This window comes from Streptomyces sp. NPDC023723, assembly GCF_040639815.1.
Classification (GTDB): Bacteria; Actinomycetota; Actinomycetes; order Streptomycetales; family Streptomycetaceae; genus Streptomyces.
The window spans coordinates 370314-385325 of record NZ_JBFAAP010000002.1 but is presented as its reverse complement, the minus strand read 5'-3'; the positions used below and the strand labels follow the sequence as shown (position 1 = coordinate 385325).

Below are 15012 nucleotides of genomic sequence, written 5' to 3'. Positions count from 1 at the left end.
GTGGGTGTGGGTATGGACGTCGGGCTCAAGCGCGAGCTGGAGGAGAAGGTCCGGTCCGGTGAGCGGCTGACCCGCGAGGACGGCATCGCGCTGTACGAGTCGGACGACCTCGCCTGGCTCGGCGGCCTCGCGCACGAGGTGCGGACCCGGAAGAACGGCGACGTCGTCCACTTCAACGTCAACCGGCACCTCAACATGACCAACGTGTGCACGGCGTCCTGCGCCTACTGCTCCTTCCAGCGCAAGCCGGGCGAGAAGGACGCGTACACGATGCGCATCGAGGAGGCGGTGAAGCTCGCCAAGGAGATGGAGGGCGAGAACCTCACCGAGCTGCACATCGTCAACGGGCTGCACCCGAATCTGCCCTGGCGTTACTACCCGCGCTCGCTGCGGGAGCTGAAGGCGGCGCTGCCGAACGTCTCGCTGAAGGCGTTCACCGCCACCGAGATCCACCACTTCGAGACCATCTCCGGGATGAGCGCGAGCGACATCCTCGACGAGCTGATCGACGCGGGCCTCGAGTCCCTGACCGGCGGCGGCGCGGAGATCTTCGACTGGGAGGTGCGGCAGCACATCGTCGACCACCGCACCCACTGGGAGGACTGGTCGCGCATCCACCGGCTGGCGCACGAGAAGGGGCTGAAGACCCCGTGCACCATGCTCTACGGCCACATCGAGGAGCCCCGGCACCGGGTCGACCACGTACTGCGGCTGCGTGAACTCCAGGACGAGACCGGCGGCTTCCAGGTCTTCATCCCGCTGCGCTACCAGCACGACTTCGTCGACCTGAAGGACGGCAAGATCCGCAACCGGCTCCAGGCGCGGACCCGGATGGCGACGGGTGCCGAGGCGCTGAAGACGTTCGCCGTCTCCCGGCTGCTGTTCGACAACGTGCCGCACGTGAAGGTCTTCTGGGTGATGCACGGCGTGGGGACCGCGCAGCTCGCGCTCCAGCACGGGGCGGACGACATGGACGGGTCGGTGGTCGAGTACAAGATCACCCATGACGCGGACGACTTCGGCACGCCGAACAAGCTGACGCGGGAGGATCTGCTCGACCTGATCCGCGACGCCGGGTTCCGGCCGGTGGAGCGGAACACCCGGTACGAGATCATCCGGGAGTTCGAGGGGCCGGACGCGGGGCGCCGGGACGCGCCGCAGCCGATGCGGGTCTGAGGTTCGTCGCTGAGCCGCTCCCGCGCAGGTAATAGTTACGCGGGTAATAGTCCGCGGGTAATAGTTTGCAGGTAATAGTTACTATTGCTTCGTGCCTCTTACTTTCACTCTCGACCCGGCCGTCACCCCCGACCTGCGCGACGGTGTCCTCGACCTGTGGACGGACGTGTCCAACGCGGGCGGCTCGGTCGGGTTCGTGCCGCCGGTGGCGCGGGAGACGATCCGGCCCGAGCTGGTCAAGCACCTGGTGGCCATGGCGGAGGGGCGGACCCGGCTGCTGGTCGGCCGGGACGAGCAGGGGCGGGTCGCCGCCACCGCGTTCCTCTCCCTCAACACCCACCGGCTGATGACCCACTGGCTGTGGCTGTACACGGTGATGGTGCACCCCCGCCACCAGGGACAGGGGTACGGCCGCGACCTGCTGGCCGCCGCCGCCGACGCCGCCCGCGGCCTCGACGGCATCGAGGCGATACGGCTCACCTGCCGGGGCGGCCTCGGCCTGGAGCGGTTCTACGCCTCCTGCGGCTACAAGGAGGTCGGCCGGGTCCCCGGTGCCATCCGGGTGGCCCCCGGCGACGACCGCGACGACGTCGTCATGCTGCTGCCGCTGCACTGACGCCCGTACCCCCGTTGCCGCGCACGCGCCCCGGCGTGCTTCACTGGACGGTGCCTCTTTGTGCCGGAAACGGAAGTGTGGATTGAGATGCTCCGCTACACGCTGATGCGCCTCGGGATCTTCGTGGGCTGCCTCGTGGTCGTCTGGGGCCTCGTCTATGCCGGGGTCTTCCCGAGCGGCCTCGGTGACTCCAACGGCATGTGGATCGTGCTGCTCGCGCTGCTGGTGTCCGCCCCGATCAGTTTCGTGGTGCTGCGCGGCGAGCGGGACCGGGCCTCCGTGCAGGTGGTGAACAAGGTGGACCGGATGAAGGCCAACCTGGAGGCCAACCGCAGCCAGGAGGACGCTCCCGACGACGCCACCCGCGCGCAGGGGCAGACCTCGTAGCCCCCTCCCGCGTACCGCGTACCGCGTCCAGTGCCCCGGTGATCGCCGGGGTGCTTTGCGTTGTAGGGGAAAGGGGTGCCGGTGGCCTCTCAAAGTGAGGCTATGGGCGTCCAAAAGTATTGGTGTTAAAGTCGTGTGCATGCAGTCAGCAGCCGCGCCCCGTCTCCCCGCGAGCGTTCCGCTCGTGGCGCGCCTGCATGTGGACCTCTGCCGGTGCGCGTCCTGCCACTGTCGCCCCTGACGTCCTCTTCCGCTTCCCCCCCTTCCCGTGACGTCGGTTCAGCGCGTCCCGTCCCCCTGCAACGGAGCTTGTCCGTGTCCTCACGCACGCAGTCCTTCAAGGTGCCCTTCTGGGCCCAGATAATCGCCGGTCTCGTCCTGGGCGTGCTGCTCGGCTGGCTCGCCCGCAGCCAGGACGTGTCCTGGCTGGTCACGACCCTGGAGAAGGTCGGCAGCATCTTCATCGGCCTGCTGAAGCTGGCCGTCGCCCCGCTGGTCTTCTTCGCGATCCTGGTCTCGATCACCAACCTCAGGAAGGTCAACAACGCGGCCCGCCTGGCGTCCCGCACCCTCCTCTGGTTCATGATCACGTCGCTGATCGCGGTGGCCATCGGCCTCGTCATCGGGCTGGTCACCAACCCCGGCGCCGGCACCGGTCTGACGCCGAAGGACGGCGCGGCCCCCGACCACACCGGCTCCTGGCTGGACTTCCTCACCGGCATCGTGCCCACCGACGTCATCACGCCGTTCACCGAGCTGAACGTGCTCCAGATCGTCTTCATGGCCGTCGTGGCCGGCGTCGCCGCCCTCCAGCTCGGCGACCGGGCCAAGCCGATCCTCACCCTGAGCGAGTCCGTCCTCGAACTCCTCCAGAAGGCCCTGTGGTGGGTCATCCGGCTCGCCCCGCTGGGCACCGTCGGCCTGATCGGCAACGCCATCGCCACCTACGGCTGGGACCTGATCGGCAAGTACGCGACCTTCACCGCCGACATCTATGTCGGCTGCGCGCTGGTCCTCTTCGTGGTCTACCCGACGCTGCTGGCGACCGTCGCCAAGGCCAACCCGCTGCAGTTCTTCAAGGGCGCCTGGCCCGCCATCCAGCTCGCCTTCGTCTCCCGCTCCTCGGTCGGCACCATGCCGCTGACCCAGAAGGTCACCGAGCGGCTCGGCGTGCCCAAGGAGTACGCGTCCTTCGCGGTGCCGTTCGGCGCGACGACGAAGATGGACGGCTGCGCGGCCATCTACCCGGCGATCGCCGCGATCTTCGTCGCGCAGATCTTCGACATCCAGCTGAACGTCGGCGACTACCTGCTGATCGCGTTCGTCTCGGTGGTCGGCTCGGCCGCCACGGCCGGCCTGACCGGTGCGACGGTCATGCTGACGCTCACCCTGTCCACGCTGGGCCTGCCCATGGAGGGCGTCGGCCTGCTCCTCGCCATCGACCCGATCCTGGACATGATGCGGACGGCCACCAACGTGGCCGGACAGGCGCTGGTCCCGGTCATCGTCTCGGCCCGCGAGGGCCTGCTCGACCGCACGGCCTACGACACCGCGCACAGCTCGCCGCTCGACGAGCCGGAGCCGGAGCCGGTGCGCGACCGCGAGCCGGTGCCGGCGGCGGCCGCCTAACAGCGGGTACGTGCGGCCCGTACGGCCCGTCCGGATCACTCCGGGCGGGCCGTACGCTGATGTGCATGGGTGTGGGTGCGGGCGTGGGCGCGGGTGCGGGTGTCGGCAGAGCCAAGCGGATGCCGCGGGCGGTCCGGGAGCGGCAGATGCTGGACGCCGCCGTGCGCACCTTCGGGCGGCGCGGCTACCGGGCCGCGTCGATGGACGAGATCGCCGAACTCGCGGGCGTGTCCAAGCCGCTGGTGTACCTGTACCTCAACTCCAAGGAAGACCTGTTCACCGCCTGCATCCGGCGCGAGGCGGGGGCGCTGACGGCGGCGGTGCGGGCCGGGGTGCGGGCCGGGCTGCCCGCCGACGGCCAGCTCTGGTCCGGGCTGCGGGCGTTCTTCGAGCACACCGCCCGGCATCCGGACGGCTGGGCGGTCCTGCACCTCCAGGCCCGCACCCACGGCGCCCCGTTCGCCGCCGAGGTGGCCGCGATGCGCGAGGAGATCGTGGCGTTCGTGACGGAGCTGATCGCGGCGGCGGCCCGCGAGGCGCACCGCGACCCCGACCTGCCCGGACACGAGGTCGCCGGGCTGGCCGAGGCGCTGGTCGGCGCCGCCGAGTCGCTCGCCGACTGGGCGGGCGCCACCGAGGGCGTCACCGCCAAGCAGGCGGCGGCGACCCTGATGAACTTCGCCTGGGCGGGGCTGGGCAACCTGATGGCGGACCGGCCGTGGACCGCGCCGGCGGACCCCGACGAGGAACAGCGGCCGGTCGCTCAGGCCGGCTGAACCTCACCCGACAGGTGCAGGCGCCCGTCCGGCCCGCGCAGCTCGAACCGCCCGCCCCGCGCCCCGTACGTCACCGTCCCCGGCAGCAGCACCGGCGCCCGGAACTCGGCCCGTACCGTGACCGCCTCCGGGGTGCCGTGTTCCGCGAGGCACCTGGCCACCGTCCACATGCCGTGCGCGATGGCCCGGGGGAAGCCGAACAGGCGGGCGGTGAGCGGGTGCAGGTGGATCGGGTTGCGGTCCCCGGACGCGGCGGCGTACCGCCGGCCGGTGTCCCCGGCCGGGCGCCACTCGGCGCGGACGGGAAGCGGCTTCGGCGACTCGGCGCGGGGGGCGGCGGCGGGCCGGCCGGCCGTCGGACGCCGGGCCGGGTACGTACTGGACCCGGCCGTCCGACGCCCCGTGCGGTGCCGGGCCAGATACGTACTGGACGACTCCCATACGACGTTCCCGCCGGACCGCGCCTCGGTGACCACCGTCGCCTCGGTGCCCCGCCGGTGCGGGGCCAGCCCGGCGACGTGCACGGCGACCTCGTGGGCCGCGTCGGCGGGCAGCGCGGTCCGGCGGGTGACGGTGAGGGACGTGTGCACCAGGCCGAGCAGCGGGAGCGGGAAGTCCCGGGCGCTCATCAGCCGCATGGCCAGCGGGAACCCCATGAGGTGCGGGTAGGTGACCGGGAGCGCCGCCGCCCCGGTGGGGAAGCCGCAGACCCGTTCGTACGCCGCCAGCCGGGCCGGGTCGGCGCGCAGGGCGGGCAGGACCAGGCGGACGCGCGGGAACTCCGCGTCCGGGCGGGGGCGTTTGAAGGGGGAGAGCAGGGCGCCCCGGGCCAGCAGCGGCGGCAGCGCGGGGGCGCTCGTCAGCGTGCCGGTGCGCGCGGTGCTGGTCACTACGCCCCCAGCAGACTCTGGCCGCAGACCCGGACGACCTGGCCGTTGACCGCGCCCGAGGCCGGGTGCGCCAACCAGGCGGTGGTCTCGGCGACGTCGACCGGCAGGCCGCCCTGGCCGAGGGAGGTCATCCGGCGGCCCGCCTCCCGGATGAGGAGCGGGACGGCCGCCGTCATCCGCGTCTCGATGAAGCCCGGTGCGACCGCGTTCACCGTCACCCCGTGCTCGGCCAGCGCGCGCGGCGCCAGCGACCGGACCAGGCCGGCGATCCCGGCCTTGCTGGCGCCGTAGTTGGTCTGGCCCGCGTTCCCGGCGAGGCCCGCGATGGACGCCGTGGCCACGATCCGGCCGCCGGAGCGCAGGGTGCCGGCGGCGAGCAGGGCGTCCGTGGTGCGCAGGACGGCCGCCAGGTTGACGTCGAGGACGGAACTCCAGCGGTCGGCCGGCATGTTGACCAGCCGCCGGTCCCGGGTGATGCCCGCGTTGTGGACCAGGACGTCCAGGCCGTCCGGCAGCGCGGCGGCGATCCGGGCGCCCGCGTCGGCGGCGGTGATGTCGAGGGCCAGCGCGGTGCCGCCGAGCCGGCCGGCGACCCGCCGGGCGTCCGCCTCGGCCCCCGGCACGTCCAGTACGACGACCCGGGCGCCGTCCCGGGCGAGGGTCTCGGCGACCGCCTCGCCGATGCCGCGCGCGCCGCCGGTGACCAGGGCGGTGCGCCCGGCGAGCGGCCGGGCGGGGTCGTCCGGCGGGCTGACCCGGCCGGTGCCGGGACCGACGCCGATGACCTGGCCGCTGACGTAGGCCGACTTGGCGGAGAGCAGGAAACGGAGCGTGGACTCGGCGGCGCGGGCGTCGGTCAGCCGGACCAGGTTGACGGTCCGGCCCCGGCCGATCTCCTTGCCGAGCGAGCGGGTGAAGCCCTCCAGCGCCTGCTGGGCGGCGGCCTGGTGGTGGTCGTCGGCGGCGGGCGGGGCGCCCAGCACGATGACCCGGCCGCTCGCGGCGACCGACCGGACGACCGGGTGCAGGGCCGCGTGCACCTCGGCCAGATCCGGCACGCCGCGGACCCCGGTGGCGTCCAGGACGACGGCGGCGGGCCGGTCCGAGGCGTCCTTCACCGGCAGGAACGACAGGTCGAGGCCGGACTCGCCGGCCGTCAGCAGCAGGGTCTCGCCGTCGAGTTCCGGCTGCCCGGGGGACCAGCGGCGCAGCGGCGCCGGCTGCGGCAGGCCGAGCCGCCGGGTGAGGAAACGGCCCGGCGCGGTGCCGGTGAAGCTCAGATAGCGGTCGGCCATGCGTGACTCCCAGCGCTCCGGAACTACTCTGCGACGCTCTGCTTACTCTAGAGTAAGGTTACCGATGGTAAGCCTAGTGGAGGAGCAGGTCGAGATGAGTCCCCTTGAGCCCCCCAGGGCCCGCCGGGTCGCGATCGTCGGCGGTACCCGCATCCCGTTCGCCCGCTCCGACGGCCCGTACGCCACCGCCGCCAACCAGGAGATGCTGACCGCCGCCCTGAACGGGCTGGTGGAGCGGTACGGGCTCCAGGCGCCCGGCGCGGTCGGCGAGTTCGTGGCCGGCGCGGTCCTCAAGCACAGCCGCGACTTCAACCTGGCCCGCGAGACCGTCCTCGGCTCGGCACTGGACGCCCGTACCCCCGCCTACGACATCCAGCAGGCGTGCGGCACCGGTCTCCAGGCGGTGATCGCCGCCGCCAACAAGATCGCCCTCGGCCAGACCGAGTCGGCGGTCGCGGGCGGCGCGGACACCGCGAGCGACGCGCCGCTCGGCGTCAACGACCGGCTGCGGCGCATCCTGCTGGCGGCCCGGCGGGCGAAGTCGCCGGGCGCCCGGCTGGCGGCGCTCTCCCGTATCCGCCCAGGTCACCTGGTCCCTGACATCCCGCGCAACGCCGAGCCGCGCACCGGTCTGTCGATGGGGGAGCACGCGGCGGTCACCGCGCGGGCGTGGGGCGTGAGCCGCGCGGCCCAGGACGAACTGGCGGCCGCCAGCCACCAGCGGCTGGCGGCGGCGTACGAACGCGGCTTCTTCCAGGACCTGGTGGTCCCCTTCCGGGGGCTGGCGCGGGACCAGAACCTGCGGCCGGGCTCCACCCCGGAGAAGCTGGCCGCGCTGAAGCCGGTGTTCGGCACCGACGGGCCCGAGCCGACGATGACGGCGGGCAACTCCACGCCGCTGACCGACGGCGCGGCGACCGTGCTGCTGGCGAGCGAGGAGTGGGCCGCGGCGCGTGGCCTGAAACCGCTCGCCCACCTGACGGCGTACGAGACGGCCGCCGTGGACTTCCCGCACGGGGACGTGGCGGGCGGCGAGGACGGGCTGCTGATGGCCCCGGCGTACGCGGTGCCGCGGCTGCTGGAGCGGGCCGGGCTGGGCATCGAGGACTTCGACCTCATCGAGATCCACGAGGCGTTCGCCTCCCAGGTGCTGGCCACGCTGGCGGCCTGGGAGAAGCGCGGGCTGGCCCCGGTGGACCGGGCCCGGCTGAACGTGGCCGGCTCCTCGCTCGCCACCGGCCACCCTTTCGCGGCGACCGGCGCCCGGATCGTGGCGACCCTGGCCAAGCTGCTGGCCGAACGGGACGGCCCGGGCCGCGGCCTGATCTCCGTCTGCGCGGCGGGCGGCCAGGGCGTGACGGCGGTACTGGAACGGGCCTGAGCCGTTCCCGGTCAATGACGCCGGCCGCTACTTACTAGTAACTCCGCAGGTTGCACAACCCCGTCCCCGGACCGTTCCCGAACCCGCACCAACTCCCCACGAGGGCCCCGTACGATCCCCAAGCCGACCGCGGGCCGCCACCCGCGGTCCCACCGGTGCACCGCTGAAACACCGGTGCAACCGGCACGTACGTCATGCAGCCGAGCCGAGCCGCCGCTGCACGTCCCAGGAGCCGCCCGTGTCCACTCCGCTTCCCTCCTTCGCCGCGTCCGCCGCCTACGGCGACGCGCCCGGACCCGTGCTCGTGGAGCCCGAGACGCGGCGGCTGGACGGTGCCGTGCGGGAGGTGTACGTACCGCCGTTCGCCCCGCCGGTGCGGCACGGGTCGCTCGCCGACCTGCCGTTCGACAACGCGGCGGCGGTGCCGGACGCGGTGGTGCTCGGCCGCCGGACGGCGGACGGGCGGTGGGCCGATGTGACGGCCGCCGAGTTCGCCGCGCAGGTGCTGGCGCTGGCCAGGGGCCTGATCGCCGAGGGCCTGGCACCGGGCGACCGGATCGCCGTCATGTCCCGCACGATCTACGAGTGGACCCTGCTCGACTTCGCCGCCTGGGCCGCCGGCCTGGTGACCGTGCCGATCTACCCGACCTCCTCGCTCTTCCAGACCCGCTGGATCCTGCACGACTCCGGCGCGGTCGCCCTGGTCACCGAGACCACCGCGCAGGCCGCCGCGCTCGGTCCGGAGCTCGACCGGCTGCCCGACCTCAAGCACCTGTGGATCGTCGAGAAGGACCATGTGGAGCGGGTCGCGGAGCTGGGCGACCGGGTGCCGGAGGCCGAGGTCGGCGTCCGGCGCGGCATGCTCGGCCCCAGCACGCTGGCCACCCTCATCTACACCTCCGGCACCACCGGCCGCCCCAAGGGCTGCGCGCTCACCCACGGCAACTTCTTCGCCGAGGTCGACAACGCCATCGAGCTGCTCTACCCGGTCTTCAAGGCCAAGGGCGAGGAACCCTCCATCCTCCTCTTCCTGCCCATGTCGCACGTCTTCGGCCGGATGGTCGCCGTCGCCTGCGTCCGGGCCCGGGTCCGCCTGGGCCACGCCCCCAGCCTGAAACCGGCCGAGCTGCTGCCCGACCTGGCGGCCTTCCGGCCGACCTGCCTGCTCACCATCCCGTACATGCTGGAGAAGGTCTTCAACACCGCCCGGGCCAAGGCCGAGTCCGGCGGCCGGGCCACCGTCTTCGACCGCGCGACCAACGCGGCGGTGCGCTACGGGGAGGCGCTGGAGGCCCGCCAGACCGGTACCGGCTCCGGCCCCGGCCGCGGTCTGAAGACGTCCCGCGCCTGCTACGACCCGCTGGTCTACCGCAAGATCCGGGCCGCGATGGGCGGCCGGGTCAAGTACGCCATCTGCGGCGGCTCCCCGCTCGGCCGCCGCCTCGCCGCCTTCTACGCCGGCGCCGGCATCGAGATCTTCGAGGGGTACGGCCTCACCGAGACGACCGCGGCGGCGACGGTGACCCCGCCGCTGAAGCCGCGGCTGGGCACGGTGGGCTGGCCGCTGCCCGGCACCCGGCTGCGGATCGCCGCCGACGGCGAGATCCTCGTCGCCGGCGAACAGGTCCTGCACGGCTACTGGGACCCGGCGGCCGGCGGGGTGGTGCCCGCCGCGCCGGACGGCTGGTTCGCCACCGGCGACCTCGGCAGCCTGGACGACGAGGGCTATCTGACCATCACCGGCCGCAAGAAGGAACTCCTCATCACGGCGGGCGGCAAGAGCGTGGCCCCGGCCCCGCTGGAGAACTGGCTGCGCTCGCACCCGCTGATCTCCCAGTGCCTGGTGCTCGGCGACCGCCGCCCCTACGTCTCGGCCCTGTTCACCCTCGACCCCGACGGCATCACCCACTGGCGCCGGATGAACGGCAAGCACCCGGTGCCGCCGGAACTCCTCGTCGACGACGAGGAACTGCGGGCCGTCCTGCAGCGGGCGGTCGACGAGGCGAACAAGCTCGTCTCCCGCCCCGAGTCCATCCGCCGCTTCGCCGTCCTGCCGCACGACTTCACCGAGTACGCGGGCCATCTGACCCCGTCCATGAAGCTCCGCCGGGAAGTGATCATGCGGGACTTCGCGGAGGTGGTGGAGTCCCTGTACGGGGGCTGAGGGCGCCGGTCAGCGGCGGGCGATCAGGTAGGCGTGCGGAGTCGGCTCGCCGAGCGACTCGTCCGGCTCGCTGACCAGCCGGTGCCGGACGTCGAAGCCGGCCCCCCGGAGCAGCTCCGCCATCAGCTCCGGGCGCCGGCGCTCGAAGTCCAGGGTGACGCGGTGCCCGAACGGCCGGTCGTGCCGCCGGGGCACGTCACCGGCCTGGAAGGCGGTCAGCAGCGGGGCGCCGGGGGCCAGCACGCGCCGGATCTCGGCGAAGAGCGCCGGCAGCCGGTCCAGCGGCGTGTGGATGGTGGAGTACCAGGAGACGGCGCCGCCCAGCGCCTCGTCGGCGACGGGCAGCTCCAGCATCGAGCCCTGTTCGAACGGCAGCTCCGGGTAGTGCCGCCGGGCGACCGTGAGCATCCCCTCCGACAGGTCCAGGCCGAAGACCGGCAGCCCGAGGGAGGCGAGGTGGGCGGTGATCCACCCGGGCCCGCAGCCCAGATCGGCCACCGGCCCCCGGTCCGCCGGCACCAGCTCGGCGAACGCCGCCAGTACGGCCCGGTCCAGCGGCTTGGCGAGATGGACGCCGCGGAAGTGGTCCGCGTAGTCCTCGGCGATCGTGTCGTAGAAGGTGCGGGTGTCCTCTGTCGTGGTCATGGCGCCGGAGAGTAGCGGCCCCCACTGACATCCCCGTCCGTACCGCCGCCGGGCGCCGCAGGCAAAGGCAGGAGCCCCACGCCGAGGCGCGGGGCTCCTTGGGTACTGCGCTCGATCCGGATCAGAGGATCAGATCAGACCGGGGTGACGTTCTCAGCCTGCGGACCCTTCGGGCCCTGCGTGACGTCGAAGGACACCTGCTGGTTCTCCTCGAGGGACCGGAAACCGGTCGCATTGATCGCGGAGTAGTGGACGAAGACGTCGGGGCCGCCGCCTTCCTGGGCGATGAATCCAAAGCCCTTTTCGGCGTTGAACCACTTCACGGTTCCGGTAGCCATAAGCCCTCCTTGGGCCCAAAGGGTTGCCCTGCTCCAGAACCAGCAAGTGTGAAGATGAATTCTGCACAACTGCATACGTCTGAGAATGACGAGAGCCCGCGGTCACATGCTCCGCAGGCTCTGTACTGCAAGGGAAACCAAACTGCAACTTGCGGCGAGCCTAGCATGCAGGCGCCGGAAAGCAACAGAGCGCAAGATCACTTCACCCGAATGTTTGAACGCGTGCGGCGTCCGGCTGACGCGGGGCACCGCCCGGGGGCGGCCGGGGGTCGGGGCCCGCCGATCCGGGGGTGAGGGCTAGCCTCACGATGTGGACAATTCTCGCACCCGGCCGCGTGTCGGCCACATCCAGTTCCTGAACTGCCTGCCCCTGTACTGGGGGCTCGCGAGAACGGGCACGCTCCTCGACTTCGAGCTGACCAAGGACACCCCGGAGAAGCTCAGCGAGCAGCTGGTGCGCGGCGACCTCGACATCGGGCCGATCACCCTGGTCGAGTTCCTCAAGCACGCCGATCAACTGGTCGCCTTCCCCGACATCGCCGTCGGCTGCGACGGCCCGGTGATGAGCTGCGTGATCGTCTCGCAGAAGCCGCTGGAGCAGCTGGACGGGGCCCGGGTCGCCCTCGGCTCGACCTCCCGCACCTCCGTGCGGCTCGCCCAGCTGCTGCTCGCCGAGCGGTTCGGCGTCCAGCCGGACTACTACACCTGCCCGCCCGACCTGAGCCTGATGATGCAGGAGGCCGACGCGGCCGTCCTGATCGGCGACGCGGCGCTGCGCGCCAACATGCTCGACGGGCCCCGCTTCGGCCTGGCCGTGCACGACCTGGGCGCGCTGTGGAAGGAGTGGACCGGCCTGCCGTTCGTGTTCGCGGTCTGGGCGGCCCGGCGCGACTACGCCGAGCGCGAGCCGGTGATCACCCGCAAGGTGCACGAGGCGTTCCTGGCCTCCCGCAACCTCTCCCTGGAAGAGGTCGACAAGGTCGCCGAGCAGGCCGCCCGCTGGGAGGACTTCGACGAGCGGACCCTCGCCAGGTACTTCACCACCCTCGACTTCCGGTTCGGCGACCCGCAGCTCGCGGCGGTCACCGAGTTCGCCCGCCGGGTCGGCCCGAGCACCGGTTTCCCGGCCGACGTGACGGTGGATCTGCTCCAGCCCTGATCGGACCACTAACCTGCTCGCAGGTGGTGTACCGGGGGAGGGGTGGACGCCATGCGCCCGCTGGAGGCCGACGAACCCACTGCCGTGGGGCCCTACCGGCTGCTCGGCCGACTGGGTTCCGGCGGGATGGGCCGCGTCTACCTGGGCCGCAGCGCCGGGGGACGCACGGTCGCGGTGAAGATCGTGCACCCGCACTTCGCGCTGGACGAGGAGTTCCGCGCCCGGTTCCGGCGCGAGGTGGACGCCGCGCGCCGGGTGGGCGGCGCCTGGACCGCGCCCGTCCTGGACGCCGATCCGGCCGCCCGGGTGCCCTGGGTGGCCACGGCGTACGCGGCCGGACCGTCCCTGACGGCGGCGGTCGCGGACGGCGGCGGCCCACTGCCCGCGCACACGGTACGGACGCTGGGCGCGGGCCTGGCCGAGGCGCTCACCGCGGTGCACGCGCTCGGCCTCGTGCACCGGGACGTCAAGCCGTCCAACGTGCTGCTCACCCTCGACGGCCCGCTCCTCATCGACTTCGGGATCGCCCGCGCCACGGACAGCACCGCCTCCCTCACCTCGACCGGTGTCTCGGTCGGCTCGCCCGGTTACATGGCGCCCGAGCAGATTCTCGGCAAGGGCGTCACCGGCGCCGCCGACGTCTTCTCGCTCGGCGCCGTCCTGGTCTTCGCGGCGACCGGCCGGCCGCCCTTCCCCGGCGACTCCTCGGCCGCGCTGCTCTACAAGGTCGTCCACGAGGAACCCGAGCTGGACGGTCTCGCCGGGGACCTGCGCGAGCCGGCCGCGGCCTGCCTGGCGAAGGACCCCGCCGCCCGCCCGTCCCCCGCGGAACTCGCCCGGCGACTGGCCCCCGAGGGCGCGGCCCGGCTGGTCACGGCCGGCTGGCTGCCGGGACCGCTGGTGGAACGGGTCAGCCGGAGCGCCGTACAGCTGCTGAATCTGGAGGCGGGGGCGGAAGCGGCGGGGGCGGGGGCGGAGGCGGGGGCTTCGGGGCCGGTCGGGTTCAGCAGCCCGGCGGTGCGGGCGGGGGAGACGGGCTTCGGCGGATTCGGGCCACCGCCATCGCCATCGCCGCCGCCGCCGGTGCCGGTCGGGCCGCTGCCCGCGTCCGCTCCCGTTCCCGCCCCCCGGGACGCCCCGCCGCACCCCCCGACCGCGCTGTCCGGGGGCACCCCCGGCCGGGTCTCCGTCTCCGTGACGGCGGCGTCCGAGCAGGCGGGTCCCGGGCGCACGCGCAAGGTGAGCTGCACGGTGGCCCTGGCGGTCGCCGGGGCGCTGGCGGCGGTGACGGTCGGATCGGTGTTCGTACTCGACCTGCTGCCGGGCGGCGGGAGCGACGGCGGTGACGCCGGGAACGACACCGCGCGGCCACCCGCCGCCACCGCGCCCCCGTCCCCGTCCGCCTCCGCGTCCCCGTCCGCCGGCGGCGCCGTCCCCGCCGCCTACCTCGGCACCTGGACGGGTCAGGCCACCGCCCGGGACGGCGACCTGCCGCTGGGCACCTTCCGGCTGACCGTCGCCGAGGCGCGGGTGGGCCAGGAACTGGGCACCATGCGGCACACCGACATCCTCGGCGGCACCTGCGACGACGTACTGACCCTGACCGAGGTCACGGACGAGTGGATCGTCGCGGCGGCCGTGGGCGACCCGGCGAACCGGGGGGTGTGCGGCCAGGCCCGGCACACCGTCCGCCTCACCCCCGTCGGCGACGACCTGCGCTACGAGTCGGACAGCGCGGAGTCGGGCCGGCCCGAGGCCCGGCTGTCCAAGACCGGAGCCGCCGGATGAGCGTCGAGCCGCTGGTCGTCGTCGTGGCGGCGCTGTGGGGCGCGGCGGCGGGCGCGCTGCTGCCCCGCGCGGCCTACCGGCTCGCCGTGCCGCCCGGCGAGAGCCGGCGAAGCAGCTGCCCGGCCGGGCACCCGGTCGAGGGCTGGCTCGGCCGGGCCCGCTGTCCCCGGGACCGGACGCCGTACGGCCCCGGCGCCGCCGTCCCCGCCAGCGTCACCGCGCTCGCCTGTACCGCCCTGGCCGCCGCCACCGGCACCCGGCCCGAACTGGCCGTCTGGCTGCTGCTCGCGCCGGTCGCCGTACTGCTGACCGTGGTCGACGTCCGGGTACGGCGGCTGCCCGACCTGCTCACCCTGCCGCTGGCCGGTGCCGCCCTGGTCCTGCTCGGCCTGGTCGCCCTGGTGCCGGAGCACGCCGGCTCGTGGCCCACCGCCCTGCTCGGCACCCTCGCGCTCGGCGCCGGCTACTACGCCCTGTTCTTCCTCAACCCCTCCGGCATGGCCTTCGGCGACGTGAAACTGGCCCTCGGGGCAGGCGCCGTACTCGGCTGGTACGGCTGGCCGACGGTGCTGCTGGGCGCCTTCGCCGGCTTCCTGCTCGGCGCGCTGTACGGGCTCGGCCTCCTCGTCACCCGGCGGGCCGGCCGCGGCACGCAGATCGCGTTCGGGCCGTTCCTGCTGGGCGGGGCGTTCCTCGGCCTGCTGGTGGGGGCGTTCACCGCCTGACGTCCACGGCCCGAAAGTGCTGGCGTACGCTGGACCGGTCCGT

Annotated in this window: 14 protein-coding genes; 10 read left to right on the top strand and 4 right to left on the bottom strand. The window is 73.3% G+C overall.

All coding sequences use genetic code 11. The features are described 5' to 3' along the window. Window positions 1–12 precede the first annotated feature (12 nt). The 5 genes from mqnE to AB0G32_RS04565 all read left to right on the top strand — a co-directional run bounded on the left by mqnE (window position 13) and on the right by AB0G32_RS04565 (window position 4584). Window positions 13–1176, top strand: a complete 1164-nt coding sequence (mqnE, locus tag AB0G32_RS04585; protein ID WP_361157983.1) for an aminofutalosine synthase MqnE — start codon at window positions 13–15, stop codon at window positions 1174–1176. 91 nt (window positions 1177–1267) lie between these two features. Further along, window positions 1268–1792: a GNAT family N-acetyltransferase gene (locus tag AB0G32_RS04580; protein WP_361157980.1), complete on the top strand. Its 525-nt coding sequence runs from the start codon at window positions 1268–1270 to the stop codon at window positions 1790–1792. An 87-nt stretch (window positions 1793–1879) separates the two neighbouring features. After that, entirely contained in the window at window positions 1880–2179 is a 300-nt protein-coding gene (locus AB0G32_RS04575; RefSeq protein WP_361158244.1) for a DUF4229 domain-containing protein, read from the top strand. Window positions 2180–2488: 309 nt separating this feature from the next. Beyond that, window positions 2489–3808, top strand: a complete 1320-nt coding sequence (locus AB0G32_RS04570; protein ID WP_361157978.1) for a dicarboxylate/amino acid:cation symporter — start codon at window positions 2489–2491, stop codon at window positions 3806–3808. 65 nt (window positions 3809–3873) lie between these two features. Next, window positions 3874–4584 carry a TetR/AcrR family transcriptional regulator gene (locus tag AB0G32_RS04565; RefSeq protein ID WP_361157975.1) on the top strand — a complete coding sequence of 237 codons (711 nt, stop codon included), beginning with the start codon at window positions 3874–3876 and terminating at the stop codon, window positions 4582–4584. Here AB0G32_RS04565 and AB0G32_RS04560 read toward each other — a convergent pair. Next, window positions 4572–5474: a MaoC/PaaZ C-terminal domain-containing protein gene (locus tag AB0G32_RS04560; RefSeq protein WP_361157972.1), complete on the bottom strand. Its 903-nt coding sequence runs from the start codon at window positions 5472–5474 to the stop codon at window positions 4572–4574. The two genes, AB0G32_RS04565 and AB0G32_RS04560, sit on opposite strands and share 13 nt — an antisense overlap. Continuing rightward, complete coding sequence (locus tag AB0G32_RS04555; protein ID WP_361157969.1) at window positions 5474–6769, bottom strand: 3-oxoacyl-ACP reductase; 1296 nt, start codon at window positions 6767–6769, stop codon at window positions 5474–5476. Before AB0G32_RS04555 ends, AB0G32_RS04560 begins: the two co-directional genes overlap by 1 nt. A gap of 94 nt (window positions 6770–6863) precedes the next feature. On the opposite strand from AB0G32_RS04555, the gene AB0G32_RS04550 reads away from it, so the two are divergent. Both AB0G32_RS04550 and AB0G32_RS04545 read left to right on the top strand, forming a co-directional pair. Then, the gene (locus tag AB0G32_RS04550; protein WP_361157967.1) at window positions 6864–8150 is read left to right on the top strand and encodes an acetyl-CoA C-acetyltransferase; all 1287 of its coding nucleotides are present in this window, start codon (window positions 6864–6866) and stop codon (window positions 8148–8150) included. Window positions 8151–8388: 238 nt separating this feature from the next. Continuing rightward, window positions 8389–10314: an AMP-binding protein gene (locus AB0G32_RS04545; protein ID WP_361157964.1), complete on the top strand. Its 1926-nt coding sequence runs from the start codon at window positions 8389–8391 to the stop codon at window positions 10312–10314. A 9-nt stretch (window positions 10315–10323) separates the two neighbouring features. Here AB0G32_RS04545 and AB0G32_RS04540 read toward each other — a convergent pair whose 3' ends face one another. After that, window positions 10324–10959 carry a class I SAM-dependent methyltransferase gene (locus AB0G32_RS04540; RefSeq protein WP_361157961.1) on the bottom strand — a complete coding sequence of 212 codons (636 nt, stop codon included), beginning with the start codon at window positions 10957–10959 and terminating at the stop codon, window positions 10324–10326. A 134-nt stretch (window positions 10960–11093) separates the two neighbouring features. Further along, window positions 11094–11297: a cold-shock protein gene (locus AB0G32_RS04535; protein ID WP_004984723.1), complete on the bottom strand. Its 204-nt coding sequence runs from the start codon at window positions 11295–11297 to the stop codon at window positions 11094–11096. Between the two features lie 310 nt (window positions 11298–11607). On the opposite strand from AB0G32_RS04535, the gene AB0G32_RS04530 reads away from it, so the two are divergent. The 3 genes from AB0G32_RS04530 to AB0G32_RS04520 are packed head-to-tail and all read left to right on the top strand — an operon-like array spanning window position 11608 to window position 14969. Then, the gene (locus AB0G32_RS04530) at window positions 11608–12456 is read left to right on the top strand and encodes a menaquinone biosynthesis protein (RefSeq protein WP_361157958.1); all 849 of its coding nucleotides are present in this window, start codon (window positions 11608–11610) and stop codon (window positions 12454–12456) included. Between the two features lie 51 nt (window positions 12457–12507). Further along, complete coding sequence (locus tag AB0G32_RS04525; protein WP_361157956.1) at window positions 12508–14244, top strand: serine/threonine-protein kinase; 1737 nt, start codon at window positions 12508–12510, stop codon at window positions 14242–14244. Then, a complete protein-coding gene (locus AB0G32_RS04520; RefSeq protein WP_361157954.1) occupies window positions 14241–14969 on the top strand; it encodes an A24 family peptidase in 729 nt (242 codons plus the stop codon). The genes AB0G32_RS04525 and AB0G32_RS04520 overlap by 4 nt, the downstream gene beginning before the upstream one ends. Window positions 14970–15012: the final 43 nt, after the last annotated feature.